The sequence below is a fragment of the Caloranaerobacter ferrireducens genome (assembly GCF_001730685.1).
Lineage (GTDB): Bacteria > Bacillota > Clostridia > Tissierellales > Thermohalobacteraceae > Caloranaerobacter > Caloranaerobacter ferrireducens.
Window position 1 is genome coordinate 54,631 of sequence record NZ_MDJR01000006.1, and the last position, 18,529, is coordinate 73,159.

Below are 18,529 nucleotides of genomic sequence, written 5' to 3' on the forward strand. Positions count from 1 at the left end.
AATTGACAAAAAAGGTCTATACTATAAAAAGCATAGACCCCTAACCAACAGTCTGTTGTTTTTTCACTAACTGCATATAAAAAGCAGCTAATGGTACTTGAATTATATAACCAATTGCTATTAAAAATACCGCTAAACTACCTCCAAAAGCTGCTAAACTTAACCCTAACGCTATTGTAAGATTACGCATAGTTGTACCATATACTAATGAAACTCTATTCTCTTTATCTAGCATTTTCTCACCAACTATATGGCTAATTAAAAGCAATACAACATAATATATGACTAATGGTATTAAAGAATAAAGAACCAGCTCACTTTTATTAATTATAGTTTTACTTTTTAATGACATAGCTATAAATACAATAAATAATACTCCCAATGAACTTATTGACCCGAAATTAGGTTTTAATTCTTTGTATTTCTTTTCTCCTGATATTTTAATAATTAATCTTCTCGTTAAATCCCCTAGTATTAAAGGTATAACAACTACCTTCAACAAACTATTAATAATTGATATAGTATCAATTGTTACAACTTCTCCTAGAAATAATTTCATATATAAAGGAATCATCAATATAGACAATAATAAGTTTCCTGAAATCAATACAAGAGCTGTTTTCATATTTCCATTAGCTAATCCTGTCCATGAAGCTGTCATACCACTTGTAGGTATAAGACTGATTAAAATCAATCCTACCATCAACATTGGACTATTATTAAAGAAAATTTTGCTTAAGCCAAATGCTATAATTGGTGATATCAAAAAATTAATTACTACACTTAATAGCAAAGGTTTTGGATTTTTAAAACCATTAAATAAATCAATTACCTTCAAGTTTATCATCATAGGATATATCATTAAAAACAATGTTGGTGTAACTAATTTTTTTAAATACCCTACATCATTTACATAACCATTTATAAGGCCTAAAATCATCATTACAAGTATAAAATATGGAAGCTTAGATTTAATATAATTTAGTACTTTCATTACCTCATCTCCTTCAAGTTTTTATTGGCATATGCTATTATTATACCCGTATATGGTATCATAAATACATAAAAAAGTAAAGCCCTCTTTAAAGGTATAAATTTTCTATGAATTATCAAAGAAAAAGCCACTAAAAGTGGCATTTATATAATTTTCTTTTCTAAGAATTTCTTTGAACATATGCCTTAGCATTCAAGCCTGCTACAGCTCCCTGTCCTACTGCAGTAGCAACTTGTGTTATTCCTCCAGTACAATCTCCTGCAGCAAATAATCCATCAATATTAGTTTTTTGATTTTCATCTACTTCTATACTATTGTTTTTTACAACAACACCTAATTTTTTTGCAAAATCAATAGAAGATGCTGAACCGTATGCAATAAACAGTCCATTAATACTTTCTTCAGTACCATCTTCAAATATTATCTTTCCCAACAAATTTTCTCCTTCTAAAGATTTGATTTTTTTATAATTTACTTTGTAACCTTTTTCTTTTATCGTTTTAATATTTTCTTCCTTCATATCTAAATTATTCCCGTTTGTATATATTGTTATATTATCTGTTATAGTGGCCATTTCCATAATTTCATGAAATGCGTAACCCTTAAATCCAAGTATTCCTACTTTAGCTCCTTGATAAAAAAAGCCATCGCAAGCTACACAGTAATGAACACCTTTACCTTCAAATTTTTCTATATTATTAATTTTTACTTTTACTCTAGGCTTTCCAGTTGCTATCACTACTGCCTTCCCTTCATACTGTCCTTCAGTAGTTGTTACAGTAAATACCCCTTTTTTCTTTATATCAATTACTTCTTCATCTTTTATATCAACTCCTACCTCTAAAGCCTGTTTTATTCCTTTTTCTATTAGTTTTTCACCTTTTTCAGGTTCACTACAACAATAATTTTCAATATATGCATTTTTCAATGCTTGACTCTCTTTGCCTATAACAAGTGTTTTTAAATTTCCTCTCCCTGTATAAAGCGAAGCTGATAATCCTGCTGGTCCTTTTCCAATAATTATTACATCATACATAACTATACCTCCCAATATTTCTGCTTTTACTTAAGAATTGCTATTATTATACCCTTCAATTTTTTAAATGAATCAATTTCAAGAATATTAAAACAATATCGAACTTTCTATAATTATATGATTATCTATAGAAAAAAGGTCCATACTTATACAAAGTATAGACCTTTTAATCAAAATTAATCTATTAAAAATTTCCCATCCTTATAGAACAGTTCTCCATCAGCGTAAATTCTACCTCCATTTTTCATATCGCATAACATATCCCAGTGTATTCCAGATTCATTTTTCCCACCTGTTTCCTTAGGAGCAGCACCTATTGCAGCATGTACTGTTCCACCTATTTTTTCGTCAAACAACATATTCTTTGTAAATTTTTGAATTCCATAGTTTGTACCTATCGCAATTTCTCCTAAATATCTTGCTCCTTCATCTGTGTCTAATAAAGCGTGAAGTAAATCTTCACCTTTAGCTGCAGTCGCTTTAACTACTTTTCCTTCCTTAAATTCTAACCTGATATCTTCAATTTCTTTACCCATAAAAATTCCAGGATAGCTAAATCTTATATAGCCTTCAACTGTATTTTCTATTGGAGTTGTAAAAACTTCTCCATCAGGAAAGTTCATTTTTCCATCACAGTTTATCCACTTTCTACCTTCAATACTCATTTTGAGATCGGTATCTTTTGAAATAATATGCAGTGTCTTCTTAGAATTTAAATATTCACAAATTCTTTCCTGTTTTTTAGAAATTTCTATCCACTCTTTTATAGGGTCATCTTTATCTAAAAGCCCTGCTCCATAAACAAAATCTTCATATTCCTCTAAACTCATATTAGCTTCTTGTGCACTTGCATAAGTAGGAAATAGTGTTCCACACCACCTTAAGTCTTTACCCATTCTATTCATAAACTTAATGTTAATTTCTCTAGTTGCTGTTCTTCTCTTTTGCATTTTTTTTGCATCAATATTCGAAAAAGATTTTTCGTTATATCCTCCCCAAATTGATAACACAGCATCAAAATTTTCTGTTGTAAATTTCTGCATTGGACTAACAAATTCTAATTGTTCATCACTAGCTTCTTTCAAAAATATTTCATTTAAACCCGGAAGAGATATTTGAATCTCTACGTGAGCACCATTTCTTATAGACTCTCTATAAACTTCCTTAATTAAAGGATGAGCTATATCATAACCTGTAATCAATAAATAGTCACCTTTTTTAATCTCTAGAGAGTAATTAACTAGAAGCTTAGCCAGTTTTACAATTCTTTGATCTGCCAATTAAAATTCCCCCTTATATAATATATTTAAAAAATAAATTAAAATATTTTATTTTTATCTATTATAAATATATTTATCAATTTCTAATTAAATACTATTACTATTCTTAATAAAAGTCAATATATTTTTTAAATAAATTAAAATTATAATTAAAAAAATTAATATTAAGTTGGCAATCAATAGTTATTAACCTATTGTCTATCAACTATTGATTATTTTAATTTATTAACTTCCTTGTTATTTCTATTTTTTTTAGAAAATCCCTTCTCATATAATTAAATTTTTCTTGTTTTAATCTGCCCCCTTTTACTTTTAACATTTACTGAATAGTAATTCGTTAATCATTCAACTCAATCCATTTATCCATTAATTCTTCAAATCTCATTTTAAGTTTTTGTTTTTCATTATAAATTTCATTTAATTTAATATAATCCGTTTTGTATTTTTCCATAGCTTTATCTTTTTCTTCAATAAGTTTTTCTAACTGTTCTATTTCCTTTTCTAAATCACATATCTGTTTATCTACATTTATTTTTCTTTTACTTGCTCCTTTCTTATAACCTTTCTTTATTTCTTTCTGTTTCACTTGATTATTTATACTATTACTAAGCATTCTCCTTGTTTTTTCATTTTTATAGTAATCATAGTTGCCTAAGTAATTTATTAATTTTTTGTTCTCAAGCTCTACTATCCTATCAGCAATTTTATTTATAAAATATCTATCGTGAGAAATAAATATAATAGTTCCCCCAAAATCTGATAATGCATCTTCTAGCATTTCTCTTGAATCAATATCTAAATGATTTGTAGGTTCATCTAATATTAAAGTATTTATATCTTGCTGCATCAATAAACACAACTTTAATCTTGTTTTCTCGCCTCCTGAGAGATTTTTTACTGTTTTGAATACATCTTCACTATAAAATAAAAACTTAGCTAAAATTCTTCTAGCCTTATCTTCAGGCATAGGGAAGTAATCTCTAAATACTTCTAGTACAGTAGAATCTTCATTATCAAATATTATATCTTGTTCTAGATATCCAATATTAACGCCAGTACCAATAATAATTTCTCCTTCATCAGGAGTATACTGATTTAATAACATTTTTATAAGTGTTGATTTGCCACTTCCATTTTTGCCTAATATACCCAGCTTTTCTCCATATCTAACATGTAAATTTAGTTTTTTAAAAATAGTATTATTTCCAAACGACTTACTTAACTCCTTTATTATTATTACATCTTTACCAGATCTATTACTATTAGAAAATTTTAATTGTATCTTTGGTTTTTCTAATATTGGTTTTTCTATTTTTCCCATTCTCTCTAGCCTTTTTTCCATATTCTTTGCTTTTTTAAACATATCCGCATTATCAGCTCTATATCCCCAATCTCTAAACCTCTTTATTGCTTCTTCCATATCTTTTATTTTTTTTTGCTGATTTTTATAAGCCTGAAATGCCTCTATTAGCTGTCTTTCTTTTTCTTTAACATAGTAAGAATAATTACCATAAAACATTTTAGCTTTTCCTGCTTCTATTTCTATTATTTTATTAACTACTCTATCAAGAAAATATCTGTCATGTGATATTATCAAAACTGTTCCACTATATTCATTAAGAAAACTTTCAAGCCACTCAATAGATTCTATATCTAAATGATTTGACGGCTCATCAAGTAATAATATATCTGGATTTTGTAATAAAATTTTCCCTAGTAAAACAGTAGTCTTTTCACCACCACTCAATGTAGAAAATTTCCTCTCTCTAAAATCTTCTTCAATTTTCAAACCTGTACATATTTTGTTTAACTTTTCTTCTATATCATAACCACCTTTATATTCAAATAACAACTGTAATTGACCATATCTTTTAATAACTTTATCTAACTCTTCACCTTTTATAATATTCATTTTCTCTTCTAGTTTTTTCATATCTCCTCGTATTTTAAATAGCTCTTCAAAAGCAGTGTTTAATACATCTATTACCTTATAATCATATGGGAAGACAGGTATTTGATCGAGATATCCTATCGTTGCTCCTTTTCTTATAGATATAATGCCATTTTCATAATTTTCAATACCAGCTATTATTTTAAATATTGTAGTCTTCCCCGCACCGTTAGATCCAACTAACCCTACTCTTTCACCAGTTTTAACCTCAAAAGAAATTTTTTTCAGTATTTTATTTGCTCCATAATATTTTTCAACATCATTTAAACTTAGCTCAATCATGAAAACCCCTCCATTTCTATAACTAATTAATAAAACAAAAACCTAGGCGAGTATATCTTCACCTAGGTCTTCCAATCCACTAATATAAATTGTAGAGACACAAAAAGCCTAGGTAAATATTTCTTTACCTAGGCATACATTCGGCACATCATTCAAATGTTTTTTAGAAAATTAGTGGTAAAGATAATTTACTCATTCTAAGTTAACATAATATTTAATTTTGGACACACTACCCCCTTGGATTGCTTGAATAAATGTAATCGCTGAATTTGAAGCTGGTAGCCTATCCAAAATAACATTACTTAGAACTTGAGCTTTCACCACTTACACTCCTTTAGTTTATTAATTAAATTTTACCATATAAAATATAACTTTCACAATACTTTTTGAAAATTATAATATTTCCCACTAATTTATCTATATATATCTTCATTCTTTTTAATATAAATATCAAGTGCTTTAATACCTCTATGAGCAAGTTTAATGAATAAAATAAAACAATATACCCAAATACCAAAAAAAATAAACACAAAAATAGCATTAAATATAGCAAACCTCATTATAATACATTCCACCTTTCCGAATTTTTTCTGAACTTTCTAAAATATTATATAGTATATTCGTTAAAGCAAAAAACATTCCTTTATATATTACATTTTTTTAACATAAATCTAAATATTAACAAATCCATTAAACTAACACTTACCCCTAGATCAAAAATACAAAAGATTAGAGATTGCATCTTGCAATCTCTAATCCTTCTCTTTAATTTTTACTTTTCTTTGCAATCGATATAGACCAGAAAAGTCCTCCGTATAAGAATAATACTCCTATTATAAGCATAATCCATGCTCCAACGGTCATCTTTACCGACCTCCTCAAAGGTTAAATATTATTTTTTTACTACTACTCTTCTTGCATTATTTTTACATCTGAATTATATTGACTCTTAGTTTTACCTAATACTATAGATACTATAATAACAACTGCTAACATTAACCAACCGCCTATTATAATAGACCAAAGTGGATATCCCCCATAAAATTTTCCATTTACTACATCAATTATTTCTTGTACTATATTCCAAATCAATATTCCACCAAGAACTATTGGAGTAATAACAGCAATCATTACATCATACCACTTACCTAGTTTCACCTCAGATATAGGATTAAAGTAATTTCTTAATTTTGATGTTTTATAAATCCAACCTATTGCAATTGCTTCAAATAAACCAACTGCTACTATACCAAAGTTATTAATATATCTATCAACAATGTCTAACCAGTATAATCCTCCTTTTGTAGCATAAAGGAAACTTATAATAAAGCCTACAAGACATGTTAAACGTACAACTTTTTTCTTATTCCATCCCCATTTGTCAACTAAACCAGCAACAACACCTTCAATAAGTGAAAATGCTGAATCTATTCCTAAAGTAAACAACATTATAAAAAATACTAATGAGAATATTACTGCACCAAATGGTAATAAGCTTATTGCTTCTGGATAAGTCCAAAAAGCTAATCCAACTCCACCATTTCCTGCAACTTCACTAACTAAAGCCCCTTTAGTAAAAGCCATATATCCCATTGTACCAAAAACTGCAAAACCTGCTAAGAAACTAATGCCGCAATTTGCAAACACTGTAATAAGAGCATTGTTAGTAATATCTGACTTTCTAGGCAAATAGCTTGCATAAGCAATCATTACACCAAATGCTAAACTCAATGTAAAGAAAACTTGACCATATGCGGATGCCCAAACTTTAGGATCTAATAATTTTGAAAAATCAGGATTTAAATAGAAATTAATACCATCTATTGCTCCTGGCAATGTTAAAGCTCTTATTACTAATATACCGAGCATTATAACAGGCAATGGCACTGTCCATTTAACAACCTTACCTACTGAATGCACACCATTTCTAATACACCAATAAATCGCTCCCCAAGCTAATATTAATCCTATTATAATCGGTAAACTAAATCCTCCTAATTCACCAGGTCCACTAGAAATTTGAAGAACTTTATTTAAGAAGAAGTCTTTTGGTGCACTACCCCATGCTATTTTTAAAGAATACCATAAATAATCAATTACCCAAGCCATAATCACACTATAATAAGTTATTATTACAAAACTAGCTGCTATAGCCAACCATCCCAAACTCTCCCAGCCTTTTTTAATCTTACTAAAAGCAGTAGGTGCACCAGCTTGAAACTTATGACCTATAGCAAATTCTGCTATTAATAGAGGAATTCCAGCTGTTAGTAATGCTATAAAATAAGGTATTAAGAAAGCTCCTCCTCCATTTTCAGCTGCCATATAAGGGAAACGCCACGCATTACCCAATCCTGCAGCTGAGCCTATAGCTGCAAAAACAAATGCAGTCCTTGTGCTCCATCTTTCTCTGTCAAGCATAATGTTCCCTCCTTATACTTTAGATAAATTAAAAACTTTAATTTAAAACTCTCCCCCTTCTTTAGATATTTATTAGAATATATCTTATATAAAATATATATTATCGGAATATTAAAAATATTTTTAAAATATTAGTTTTTTGATTAAAAACTTATTCCATCCATTTTGTGGTAATTTATTGAACTATTATCTTTTTTCATGTAATATTAAATTAAAATAATGTCGTCATTTGCTTATCTATATTCGATTTTCGTATAATGAATATTGAATGACAAAAGGAGGGTAATAAATGGAAAGATTGGATTTTATCTACAAAAGACATAGTGTTAGGAAGTTTAAAAACATAGACGTACCTATAGAAGATATAAAAGAAATAATAAAAGCTGGTACATATGCTCCATCAGGTAAGAATCTGCAGAACTGGCATTTTGTCGTTATAAAGAATAAAGCAAAAATAGAAGAGATGGCTAGAATCGTCGAGAGAAAAAATGCAGAACTTGCGAACTATGCAAAAGATGAAAATACTAAAAAGTCATTTACTAAATACCTAAAATATCATACAGTTTTTAGAAATGCACCAGTAGTAATATTAGTATATGCTGGTCCATATCCTTCAACTGGTCTTGAACTGCTAAAAGAAAAAGGAGCATCGAAAGAAGAGTTAGATGCTGTTATTTTACCAAACCCAGGTATACAAAATATCGCTGCTGCAATGGAAAACATTCTTTTAGCTGCATCTAATATGGGATATGGCACTTGCTGGATGACAGGACCTAATTATGCAAGTAAAGAAATAGCTGACTATATAGGTTTTAAAAAAGAAGGATATTTTCTTGCAGCAATGACTCCACTTGGAGTGCCAGAAGAATCTGAACTAAAAAGCCCACCAAGAAAGCCTTTAGAGGAAGTTATGACAATCATTGAATAAAATATTTTGCGGAGGTAGAAACCTCCGCTATTTACATTCGCTATCCTCTCAAAGTAGCTTTTAATCTATTAGGATTTAATAATAAATCTAAACAAGTATCTATATTTTTTGTTATAATATCGCTATTTTTGATTGTTTCTACAAAACAACCTTCATCTCCTATTATCACTATCCCTATTTGTACTTCTTTAAGCATAAGCATATCGTTATTCCCATTGCCTATAGCTATACAATACTCAGCCCCTAATTCCTTAACAAAGTTAAGCTTATCAATTTTTCCATTTTCTTGAGAAATTATTTTGAGATTAACATTTACATCTCTAAGATTTTCTTTTACATTGCCATATGTATCAGCTGTTAATACATAAACTTCTACTTTTTCGCTTAACTTCTTAAGCTTTTCTTTGATTTCAGACTTCATAATGCCATCTACAGCTAAAGTACCATTGTAATCAAATATAACATACTTTATTTTTAATTGTTTATATGATGGTATATCTAATTCTATCACGCTATCCCCCCACTAAAAAACATATATCTAAAACAATTTTATTTTTTCATTTTTTCAATTAATTCTTCTCTTAAATCTTCAAAACCTGGCTTACCTAGTAATGCAAACATATTTTTCTTATATGCTTCAACTCCTGGTTGATCGAAAGGATTAACCCCTAATATATATCCACTTATTCCACAAGCTTTTTCAAAGAAATAAATAAGCTTTCCGAAATAGTATTCATTCATTTCAGATACATTTATTACAATATTAGGTACGTTGCCATCAGTATGTGCAAGTAATGTACCTTCAAAAGCTCTTTTGTTTACAAAATCCATAGTCTTACCTTTAAGATAATTAAGTCCATCTAAATTTTTCTCATTTTTTGGTATCTCTATGTCTTCTTTAGGATTTATTATGTTTATAACCGTTTCAAATAAATCTCTTCTACCATCTTGTATGTATTGTCCTAAAGAATGCAAGTCTGTTGAAAATTCAACTGAAGCTGGGAATATTCCCTTACCATCTTTACCTTCACTTTCTCCATATAACTGTTTCCACCACTCTGCTAAATAGCGAAGATAAGGTTCATAATTAACTAATATTTCTATATCTTTACCTTTTCTATAAAGTATATTTCTTAAAGCCGCATATTGATAACAAGGATTTTTTTCCAAATCTTCTACCATATACTCTTCTCTACCTGCTTTAGCACCTTCCATAATTTTATCTATGTCTATACCTGCAACAGCTATTGGCAACAATCCAACTGGTGTAAATATTGAAAATCTTCCTCCGACATCATCAGGTATCACAAAAGTTTCATAACCTTCTTCCTCAGCTAATTTTCTTAATGCTCCCTTAACTTTATCTGTTGTAGCGAATATTCTTTTTCTCGCTTCTTCCCTTCCATATTTTTTCTCCATATATTCCTTTAATATTCTAAATGCTATAGCTGGCTCTGTTGTAGTCCCAGACTTTGATATTACATTTATACTTATATCTTTACCTTGTATAACATCAAACAAATGTCTTAAATATGTACCACTAATATTATTTCCTACAAAATAAATTTCAGGTGTTTTCCTTTTATCTTTAGAAAGTATATTATAAAATGTATGACCTAAAGCTTCTATTGCAGCTCTTGCTCCTAAATAAGAACCACCAATACCTACTACTATAAAAACATCTGAAGTTTCTTTTATTCTTTCAGCAGCTAGTTTTATTCTTGCAAATTCATCTTTATCATAATTTATAGGATAATCTACCCAACCTAAAAAATCATTGCCTGGTCCATTTTTTTCATGAAGCATTTTATGAGCAAAAGAAATTTGAGCTTTCATATATTCTAATTCATGTTTTTTTATAAGAGCATTAGAGTAATCTAATGTAATAGCATTCATTTATTTCCCCTCCTTAAGTATTTGTATCCAATAGTTACATTTTACTATTATATAATATCCAAATCAAATATATTTATAGACTATAAATTAGAGTAAAATCTTCGATTTAAATAGATTATAGGAAGATTTTGCCTATATCCATTACGGAAATTATATTTTAAATTATCCACTTTTCAAAAAAAGTTTATAATTTCCTATGGATTATAAAAAACGAGGGACTTAAAATCCCTCGATTAATCTCTTTATTTAATGTTCAAACTGATATCTAATGCTTTAACTGAATGAGTTAATGCTCCGACTGAAATTACATCTACTCCAGTTTTAGCAACTTCCTCAATATTATCTATATTAACATTACCAGATGCTTCTAATATAGCTTTTTTATTATTTATACTCACTGCTTCTTTCATTTTCTCAATACTCATATTATCAAGCATTATAATATCAGCTCCTGCACTTAGAGCTTGTTTAAATTCTTCGATAGTTTCAACCTCTACCTCTATTTTAACAGTATGTGAAACCTTTTCTCTCATTAATTTAATCGCTCTTTCTATACTTCCAACAGCTCTTATATGATTATCTTTTATCATAACAGCATCTGATAAATTATATCTATGGTTTGACCCTCCGCCTAATTTTACAGCATATTTTTCTAAAACTCTAATACCAGGTGTAGTTTTTCTTGTATCAGCTACCCTAACTTTATATTTCTCTACTTTATCTACAAACTTTCTAGTCTTAGTTGCAATTCCTGATAATCTCTGAAGAAAATTTAGAGCTGTTCTCTCGCCAGATAAAATAGCTCTAGTTTTACCTTTTATTTTAGCTATAACATCACCTTTTCTTAAAAACTGTCCATCTTCCTTTAACCTATAAAATTGTATATCTTTATCGAGTAGTTTAAAAGTAATTTCAGCTATTTCTATTCCAGCTAATATCCCATCTTCTTTAGCGATAATTTCAGCTTCAGAAATATCATCTTGTCCTATTAAATTGTCAGTTGTAATATCGCCATTATTCATATCTTCTATCAAAGCATTTTTAATTATATCTTCTATTTGAAGCACTAGCATTTTAACACCTCATCATTATTAATTTATTCTATAATGACATCCTAGACTATTTTCTCTTTTAATACAGCTTTCTATAATACTTTTTGATACAATAGCCATATTTAAGACTTCAATATATTCTTTGCTATATCTGTATTTATTTTTCAGCATTTCATATATATCATCTATTATTTCTCTAGCTTTTAATAACCCCGATGTTGTACGTACTATTCCTACATATTTGTCCATAGTTTGCCTTATTCTGTCCTTAATAGTTTTAAATAAATATTCATCCACTTCAGTTTTTATTTCAGTTTCATAAGCACTATCCAATATATTTAATGGAATGTTTTCTATAGTATTATTAATAGAGTTAGCTATTCGTCTACCAAACACAATACATTCTAATAAAGAATTGCTAGCTAATCTGTTTGCTCCATGTACGCCTGTATTAGTACACTCTCCACAAGCGTATAAATTCTCTAAACTAGTCATTCCATCATCATTAACTTTTATTCCTCCAATAAAATAGTGCTCTACAGGTGCAACAGGTATTAAATCTTTTGACATATCTAAACCATATTCTAAACATTTATTAAAAATTGTAGGAAATCTTCTAATAAGAAAATCTCTATCTTTATGTGTTATATCTAAATATACAAATTCACTATTCGTTTTGATTAATTCATTGTGTATACTCTGTGCAACAATATCTCTAGGAGCTAATTCTCCCTTAGGATGAATCTTAAGCATAAATCTTTCTCCAAACTTATTTCTTAAATATGCTCCTTCACCTCTTACAGCCTCTGATATCAAAAATTTTTTTCCTTCACCTTCAGAATAAAGTGCTGTAGGGTGGAACTGGATAAATTCCATATTATCAAGCATACAACCCGCTCTGTATGCCATTGATATACCATCTCCTGTAGCTAAAGGAGAATTAGTACTATTTTTATATAAAGCTCCTATCCCACCTGTTGCAATAACTACAGCCTTAGAAAATATACTGATTAATTTATCATTTTTAATAATCTTGACACCTATACATTTATCATCTTTTTTGATTAGCTCAACAGCCATTGTATCATCTAAAATCTCTATATTATCTCTATAAACTACCTCTTTATACAGAGCTTTCATTATCTCTTTCCCTGTTGCATCTCCACCAGCGTGAAGTATCCTTGCTCTACTGTGTCCACCTTCTAATGTGGTTCTTAATCTTCCATAACTATCTCTGTCAAAAGGAACTCCAAATTCTATAAGTTTACCTACATTTTCTTTAGCCTCATATACCATTATCTTTAAATTATCTATATTATTTACACCTGAACCTGCATTTAAAGTATCCTTAATATGTGCATCTAAATCATCTATTTCTAAACTTGCTGCAATACCTCCCTGAGCAAGGGAAGAATTATTATCAAATATCTCTCCTTTTGATAATATCTTAACATTCAACCTGCTATCTAAATTAAGAGCCGTATAAACCCCAGCTAAACCTGAGCCTATTATAATAACATCAGCAGTATTTTTTGACCCCACAAATTTCACCTCTACCTATTTTATCTCCATCATCCTTTGTAAAGATTTCATTGCCTTTACTCTTATATCTTCAGGTACAGTAATTTCAAATTCTTCATATTTAAGTGCATTTAATACATCATTTAAGTTAGTTTTTTTCATATTATTGCATATAAGCCCAGGTGATAGAAGATAAAATTTCTTATCAGGATTATCTTTTCTAAGCTTATGCAAAACTCCCATTTCTGTTCCTATAATAAATTTCTTGTTGCTGGACTTTGTAGCAAAATCAATAATCTGTGAAGTACTTCCAACAAAGTCTGCCATTTTAACAACATCTTCATTACATTCTGGGTGAACTAAAACTAAAGCATCTGGATGCACATCTTTAACTTTTATTACTTCAGCTTCTTTAACTCTATGATGAGTTATACAAAATCCAGGCCATAAATCAATTTGTTTATTTTTAACTTTGCTCTTTATATAATTACCTAAATTTCTATCAGGTACAAATAATATTTTTTCTGCATTAATACTATTAACAACTTTTAGAGCATTTGATGAGGTACAGCATATGTCACTTTCAGCTTTAACAGCTGCAGAAGAATTCACATAACAAACAACATAAGTATCTGGATTTTTTTCTTTATATTCTCTTAGCTTCTCTGCTGTCACCATATCTGCCATAGGACATCCAGCATCTTTTGCTGGTAATAGTACCTTCTTATCTGGAGAAAGTATTTTTGCACTTTCAGCCATAAAATGTACTCCACAGAAAACGATTATTTTATTATCAACATTACTTGCAGCTTTACTTAAAGCTAAAGAGTCTCCAATAATATCTGCAATTTCCTGTACTTCTGGTATTTGATAATTGTGAGCTAATATAATAGCATCCTTCTCTTTCTTAAGTTTTATAATCTCATCAACAATCCTTTGTTTATCCATATATATTACCCCTTCTATTGTATTTACATCTGTCTTTGCATCTATACCAAAAGTATAGCACTAATATTTGTTACAATCAACTTTAGGTAGTTCTATCCTAAAAACAGCTCCTTTTGGCATTCCATTACATGCATAAATACTTCCATTATGTCCTTCTATTATTGCTTTTGTAATAGCTAAACCAATACCTGTACTTCCTTTTTTCCCTTTATAGAATCTTTCAAATATTCTATTCTCCTCTCCATCTTTAAAACCTTCTCCATCATCCTTAATAACTATTTCTATTTTTTCACCTTTACAACTTGCATTAATACTTATTTTACTTTCAGCATATCTTACGCAATTTCCTAAAATGTTAACTAATGCCCTTAGTATTTTTTCTGAATCTATTTTAACAATACAATCCTTTTCTATTTGCACATCTATATTTATATTTTTCTCATCTGCCAAAGATTTAATAGTTTTTATTGATTTAAATATAACTTTTGATAAATCAGCTTCTTCAAAATTAAAATTTTCTTCTACATTTTCAATCTTAGCTAAATATATTATTTCATCAACTGTTTTTTTAAGTCGCTGACTCTCTTCTATAATTATATCAAGACTTTCTTCCAACTCTTTACCTTCTACAACTCCATCTTTTATAGCCTCTGCATATCCTTGAATCGACATTAATGGAGTTTTAAGTTCGTGTGAAGTATTTTGTAAAAATCTTTTCTGCTGCTTACTATATCTTTTTATTCTTTCTGCCATTTCTTTGAAACTTTTATCTAATTCCTCTATCTCATCACCTGTATTAATATCTGGATATTCATGAAAACTATCAATCGAAAAATTTATCATTTTATCCTTTAACATTTTAATAGGCTGTGAAATATTATTTTGAAAAATCATACCAATAAATAGTGCTATTATCGAAGCTATAATAAAACTTAAACTTTGAGTTTGTCTCATTAATCTATTTAATGCATGTATATTCTTTATTCTAGTAAATAAAAAAACATAACCATTAATACGTTGATTTTTCCCTTTTATTACAACTCTCTCAACTATATAACCATTTAAAGTTGATTGTTTAAACTTTAGTAATTTATATAATATACTTTGATTTAAGTTTTTAAAATCCTTATAAACTATTTTACCCTCTTTATTAAGTACTAGTACTTCAGAATCTATAAATTTACCAGCTATCTTTAACTGTCTACTCTTTAAAATAATATCTCTTAAATTACTTTCTTGAAGATCCATATTCCTTAATAATTCTGCAATTTTTTGTCCTTCATCTCTTAACTGTACTCGAGTTTCTCTTATTAAATATTTTTTAGATAAATAATTAAAAGTTGTACTAGTAACTAAAAAAACTACAAGTAATATTAAAAAATATGATAATATAATTTTATTTCCTATCTTTCTCATATTAATCATCCATCCTATACCCATAACCCCAGACGGTTGTTATTTCTAATTTTGAATTTATCTCTTTGAGCTTTTTTCTAATCCTTTTAACTAAATCATCTATCATTCTCGTATCTCCTATATAATCGTACCCCCATATTTTATCAATAAGCTCATCTCTAGTAAAAGGTCTATTTTTATTCTTTGCAAGATATTCAAATAAATCATATTCTTTTGTAGTAAGTTTAAGTTCTTTACCATTTACTTCAACAAATCTTCTCGCTGTATGTATTTTAATATCTTTAATTTCAATTATAGTATCATTAACGTTTATAGTCTTTTCTATTCTTCTTAAAATATTTTTAATCCTTACAACTAACTCTCTAGGGCTGAATGGTTTAGATAAATAATCATCTCCGCCAAGTTCTAAACCTATTATTCTGTCAACCTCTTCATCCTTTGCCGAAACAAATATTATAGGAACATCGCTATTTTTTCTAATCGCTTTACATAATTCTAATCCATCAATACCTGGCATCATAATATCTAGTACTATTAAATCAGGCTTTAGCCTACTAATCTCTCTTAAAAGATTTGTTCCTTCTTCAAATAAAGTAACTTTATAGCCTTCTTTTAGAAGATATTTCTTTATAAGATCTCTAATATTTCTTTCATCATCAACAACAAAAATATGCTTCATAATCCACCTCCTCAAATAGATTATAACATATAACAAAAGAGATAGGATAAACCTATCTCTCAGACTGTAGACAAAATAAAACTATAATGATTGAAAAAATATAAGCGAATAATTACAAAGCTTTAGTAAAGAAAACTTGATGAAGAATTTCAGAAAAATTCGTAGGCTTAGCAGGACGCTAAACCAGCATCCTACAAGACAGGACGTCTTGATTAGGTGCGTTAGGATTTTTCGATATTATAAGTCTATGTTTTCTCTAAAGATTTGTCTATAAGCGCTATTTTTTCAATTCATTAAAAATATAAATTTGTCAACAAGTTAAGAGATAGGATAAACCTATCTCTTTATGAAAGAATATCGATTACTTCGTCTAATAATACAATCTTCTCAGAAATCTTCTCATTTATAATTGTTTTTAGTTCTATAACTTTATTAATATGTTCTCTTGCTGAATCGAAGTCGTTATTTTTTACATCTTCTCTAAATGCTTTTCTTTCAACTCTTATTTGTTCCCATAGACCTTTAATTTCTCTATTTATTTCTCTAATCTGCTTTCTTACTTCTCTAGCCTCTTTTAAAGCTTCAATATTTCCATTTTCTCTAGCTTCAATATACAAGTCTAATATAGTATCATGTTTTTCTATTATTTGCATTCTTAAACTAAGTCTTTCTATTCTAAGTTCATTTATTTTGTGTAATTCATCTCTAAATTCTTTCATTGCTTCAAATCTTAGATTTTCTCTTTCTCTAATTTGAAATGGCCTTTCACTTAATTTGAATGGTTTTTCTGAAAAATCTTTTGCAAAATCATTTGGCCCTTCTGCAAAAACACCTCCTGCAATTGTAAGAAGCATAACACCTACTAATAAGAAAGTTAAAAGTTTTTTCATATTAATCTCTCCTCCCTTAATTTTGTTTTTTCTCTTTACACTTTTATTATAAGAGGAGATTTTGGAATAAAAATATTATAATTGTGGAAAAAGTGTGTAAAATTATATCCATATTATCCCAAAACTCTCATCATTAAAACAGCAAAATCATCTTGCTTAGCACTCTGTCTAAAATCATCTATCTCATCCTCTATATATCCCATGAACTGGTCACCTTCATATTTCATCATATTTAATAACCTATCTATTCCAAATTGCTCTCCTTTTTCATTTATAGCTTCAACAATTCCATCTGTATAGAATATCAATCTATCACCTTTACTAAGCTTTATTTTGTGTTCATCATAATCTACTTTATCAAATAGATATGTTATCGGATATCCTTTTGCCTCTAATAATTTAACTTTATTATCTCTTATTAAAATTGGACTACAATTATGACCACCATTTACAAAAGTAAAAATATTTTCTTTTGTATTTACAATCCCATAAAATATAGTAAAGTATTTATCATCATCTAATCCAAGTTCAACAAAACCCTTATGAAGCTTTATTAAAGCTTCTCTTGGACTTAACTTATAATCTTTTATATCCCTCATGCTTTGTTTAACTAACATAGTTATCATAGAAGCAGATACTCCATGTCCAACTACATCACTTATATATACGCCTACATTTTCATCATCAATGTTGAATATATCAAACATATCACCACTTAACATTTCAGAAGGATTATAAATATAATCTATCGACAAATTACCGTATCTTCCTTTTTTAGGTAATATTCTCTCTTGTAATTTACGTGCAAATGATATTTCACTACGCATTTTTTCATTTTTTTTAATCAACTCATACTCAAGCTTTCTTTCTTTCGTAACATCTCTAAAAACCTCAACTGCTGCATAAATATTACCTTGATTATCTCGAACAGGTGAGCTTTTTACAGCAAAAATCCTATCATCTATAATTTCTTCCTTCTCTAATATTTCACCAGTTTTTATTGTTGATTGTGTAATGCAAGTTTTACAGTGACAAGGTTTTTTTAACGCTGAATAGCACTTACTGCCTACTATATCTTCTCCTAATTCTTCTCTCATAGTCTTATTAGCATATATTATTGTTCCATCTCTATCAATTACTCTAACCCAATCAATCATACCATCTAATATATCATAAGATAACCTTTGATAGATTTCTATTTTTTCATCTTGCTTCAAACCTTCTTTCAACATAAG

At 28.7% G+C, this 18,529-nt stretch carries 17 protein-coding genes; 1 reads left to right on the forward strand and 16 read right to left on the reverse strand.

Translation table 11 applies throughout. The annotated features are described in order from the left end of the window. Positions 1–40: 40 nt before the first annotated feature. The 7 genes from BFN48_RS09390 to BFN48_RS09410 form a co-directional block, all read right to left on the reverse strand. Positions 41–994 (reverse strand): arsenic resistance protein, encoded by a 954-nt coding sequence (locus tag BFN48_RS09390; protein ID WP_069650651.1) that lies wholly within the window; start codon positions 992–994, stop codon positions 41–43. A gap of 160 nt (positions 995–1,154) precedes the next feature. Beyond that, on the reverse strand, positions 1,155–2,030 hold the full coding sequence (locus BFN48_RS09395) for an NAD(P)/FAD-dependent oxidoreductase (protein ID WP_069650652.1): 876 nt from the start codon (positions 2,028–2,030) through the stop codon (positions 1,155–1,157). Between the two features lie 176 nt (positions 2,031–2,206). After that, a complete protein-coding gene (locus BFN48_RS09400; protein WP_069650653.1) occupies positions 2,207–3,310 on the reverse strand; it encodes an aminopeptidase in 1,104 nt (367 codons plus the stop codon). 337 nt (positions 3,311–3,647) lie between these two features. Further along, complete coding sequence (abc-f, locus tag BFN48_RS09405; RefSeq protein ID WP_069650654.1) at positions 3,648–5,543, reverse strand: ribosomal protection-like ABC-F family protein; 1,896 nt, start codon at positions 5,541–5,543, stop codon at positions 3,648–3,650. A 192-nt stretch (positions 5,544–5,735) separates the two neighbouring features. After that, a complete protein-coding gene (locus BFN48_RS12820; RefSeq protein WP_278287333.1) occupies positions 5,736–5,864 on the reverse strand; it encodes a hypothetical protein in 129 nt (42 codons plus the stop codon). 444 nt (positions 5,865–6,308) lie between these two features. Further along, positions 6,309–6,407, reverse strand: coding sequence for a MetS family NSS transporter small subunit (locus BFN48_RS12255; RefSeq protein WP_141706162.1), 99 nt, complete (start codon positions 6,405–6,407; stop codon positions 6,309–6,311). 42 nt (positions 6,408–6,449) lie between these two features. Then, positions 6,450–7,964 carry a sodium-dependent transporter gene (locus tag BFN48_RS09410; protein WP_069650655.1) on the reverse strand — a complete coding sequence of 505 codons (1,515 nt, stop codon included), beginning with the start codon at positions 7,962–7,964 and terminating at the stop codon, positions 6,450–6,452. A 289-nt stretch (positions 7,965–8,253) separates the two neighbouring features. Here BFN48_RS09410 and BFN48_RS09415 point away from each other — a divergent pair, with 289 nt between their 5' ends. Further along, on the forward strand, positions 8,254–8,892 hold the full coding sequence (locus tag BFN48_RS09415; RefSeq protein ID WP_069650656.1) for a nitroreductase family protein: 639 nt from the start codon (positions 8,254–8,256) through the stop codon (positions 8,890–8,892). A gap of 40 nt (positions 8,893–8,932) precedes the next feature. Here BFN48_RS09415 and BFN48_RS09420 read toward each other — a convergent pair whose 3' ends face one another. The 9 genes from BFN48_RS09420 to BFN48_RS09460 all read right to left on the reverse strand — a co-directional run bounded on the left by BFN48_RS09420 (position 8,933) and on the right by BFN48_RS09460 (position 18,526). Continuing rightward, on the reverse strand, positions 8,933–9,403 hold the full coding sequence (locus BFN48_RS09420; RefSeq protein WP_069650657.1) for an HAD family hydrolase: 471 nt from the start codon (positions 9,401–9,403) through the stop codon (positions 8,933–8,935). Positions 9,404–9,441: 38 nt separating this feature from the next. Continuing rightward, positions 9,442–10,788, reverse strand: coding sequence for a glucose-6-phosphate isomerase (locus BFN48_RS09425; protein ID WP_069650658.1), 1,347 nt, complete (start codon positions 10,786–10,788; stop codon positions 9,442–9,444). 242 nt (positions 10,789–11,030) lie between these two features. Beyond that, positions 11,031–11,861, reverse strand: a complete 831-nt coding sequence (nadC, locus tag BFN48_RS09430; RefSeq protein ID WP_069650659.1) for a carboxylating nicotinate-nucleotide diphosphorylase — start codon at positions 11,859–11,861, stop codon at positions 11,031–11,033. Between the two features lie 18 nt (positions 11,862–11,879). Continuing rightward, entirely contained in the window at positions 11,880–13,382 is a 1,503-nt protein-coding gene (nadB, locus tag BFN48_RS09435; RefSeq protein ID WP_176718861.1) for an L-aspartate oxidase, read from the reverse strand. Between the two features lie 15 nt (positions 13,383–13,397). After that, on the reverse strand, positions 13,398–14,309 hold the full coding sequence (nadA, locus tag BFN48_RS09440) for a quinolinate synthase NadA (protein WP_069650661.1): 912 nt from the start codon (positions 14,307–14,309) through the stop codon (positions 13,398–13,400). A gap of 60 nt (positions 14,310–14,369) precedes the next feature. Next, positions 14,370–15,725 (reverse strand): sensor histidine kinase, encoded by a 1,356-nt coding sequence (locus BFN48_RS09445; protein WP_176718862.1) that lies wholly within the window; start codon positions 15,723–15,725, stop codon positions 14,370–14,372. Between the two features lies 1 nt (position 15,726). Continuing rightward, positions 15,727–16,404, reverse strand: a complete 678-nt coding sequence (locus BFN48_RS09450) for a response regulator transcription factor (RefSeq protein WP_069650663.1) — start codon at positions 16,402–16,404, stop codon at positions 15,727–15,729. A gap of 344 nt (positions 16,405–16,748) precedes the next feature. Next, positions 16,749–17,294 (reverse strand): hypothetical protein, encoded by a 546-nt coding sequence (locus tag BFN48_RS09455; protein ID WP_069650664.1) that lies wholly within the window; start codon positions 17,292–17,294, stop codon positions 16,749–16,751. Positions 17,295–17,407: 113 nt separating this feature from the next. Then, on the reverse strand, positions 17,408–18,526 hold the full coding sequence (locus tag BFN48_RS09460) for a SpoIIE family protein phosphatase (protein ID WP_069650665.1): 1,119 nt from the start codon (positions 18,524–18,526) through the stop codon (positions 17,408–17,410). Positions 18,527–18,529: the final 3 nt, after the last annotated feature.

Bases quoted from the DNA above. Each gene is read 5' to 3' on its own strand.
- BFN48_RS09425 (WP_069650658.1), bottom strand. From the start codon at position 10,788: ATGAATGCTATTACATTAGATTACTCTAATGCTCTTATAAAAAAACAT.
- BFN48_RS09460 (WP_069650665.1), bottom strand. From the start codon at position 18,526: ATGTTGAAAGAAGGTTTGAAGCAAGATGAAAAAATAGAAATCTATCAA.
- abc-f (WP_069650654.1), bottom strand. From the start codon at position 5,543: ATGATTGAGCTAAGTTTAAATGATGTTGAAAAATATTATGGAGCAAAT.
- nadA (WP_069650661.1), bottom strand. From the start codon at position 14,309: ATGGATAAACAAAGGATTGTTGATGAGATTATAAAACTTAAGAAAGAG.
- BFN48_RS09415 (WP_069650656.1), top strand. From the start codon at position 8,254: ATGGAAAGATTGGATTTTATCTACAAAAGACATAGTGTTAGGAAGTTT.
- BFN48_RS12255 (WP_141706162.1), bottom strand. From the start codon at position 6,407: ATGACCGTTGGAGCATGGATTATGCTTATAATAGGAGTATTATTCTTA.
- BFN48_RS09455 (WP_069650664.1), bottom strand. From the start codon at position 17,294: ATGAAAAAACTTTTAACTTTCTTATTAGTAGGTGTTATGCTTCTTACA.
- BFN48_RS09445 (WP_176718862.1), bottom strand. From the start codon at position 15,725: ATGAGAAAGATAGGAAATAAAATTATATTATCATATTTTTTAATATTA.
- nadC (WP_069650659.1), bottom strand. From the start codon at position 11,861: ATGCTAGTGCTTCAAATAGAAGATATAATTAAAAATGCTTTGATAGAA.
- BFN48_RS09395 (WP_069650652.1), bottom strand. From the start codon at position 2,030: ATGTATGATGTAATAATTATTGGAAAAGGACCAGCAGGATTATCAGCT.
- BFN48_RS09450 (WP_069650663.1), bottom strand. From the start codon at position 16,404: ATGAAGCATATTTTTGTTGTTGATGATGAAAGAAATATTAGAGATCTT.
- BFN48_RS09410 (WP_069650655.1), bottom strand. From the start codon at position 7,964: ATGCTTGACAGAGAAAGATGGAGCACAAGGACTGCATTTGTTTTTGCA.
- BFN48_RS09390 (WP_069650651.1), bottom strand. From the start codon at position 994: ATGAAAGTACTAAATTATATTAAATCTAAGCTTCCATATTTTATACTT.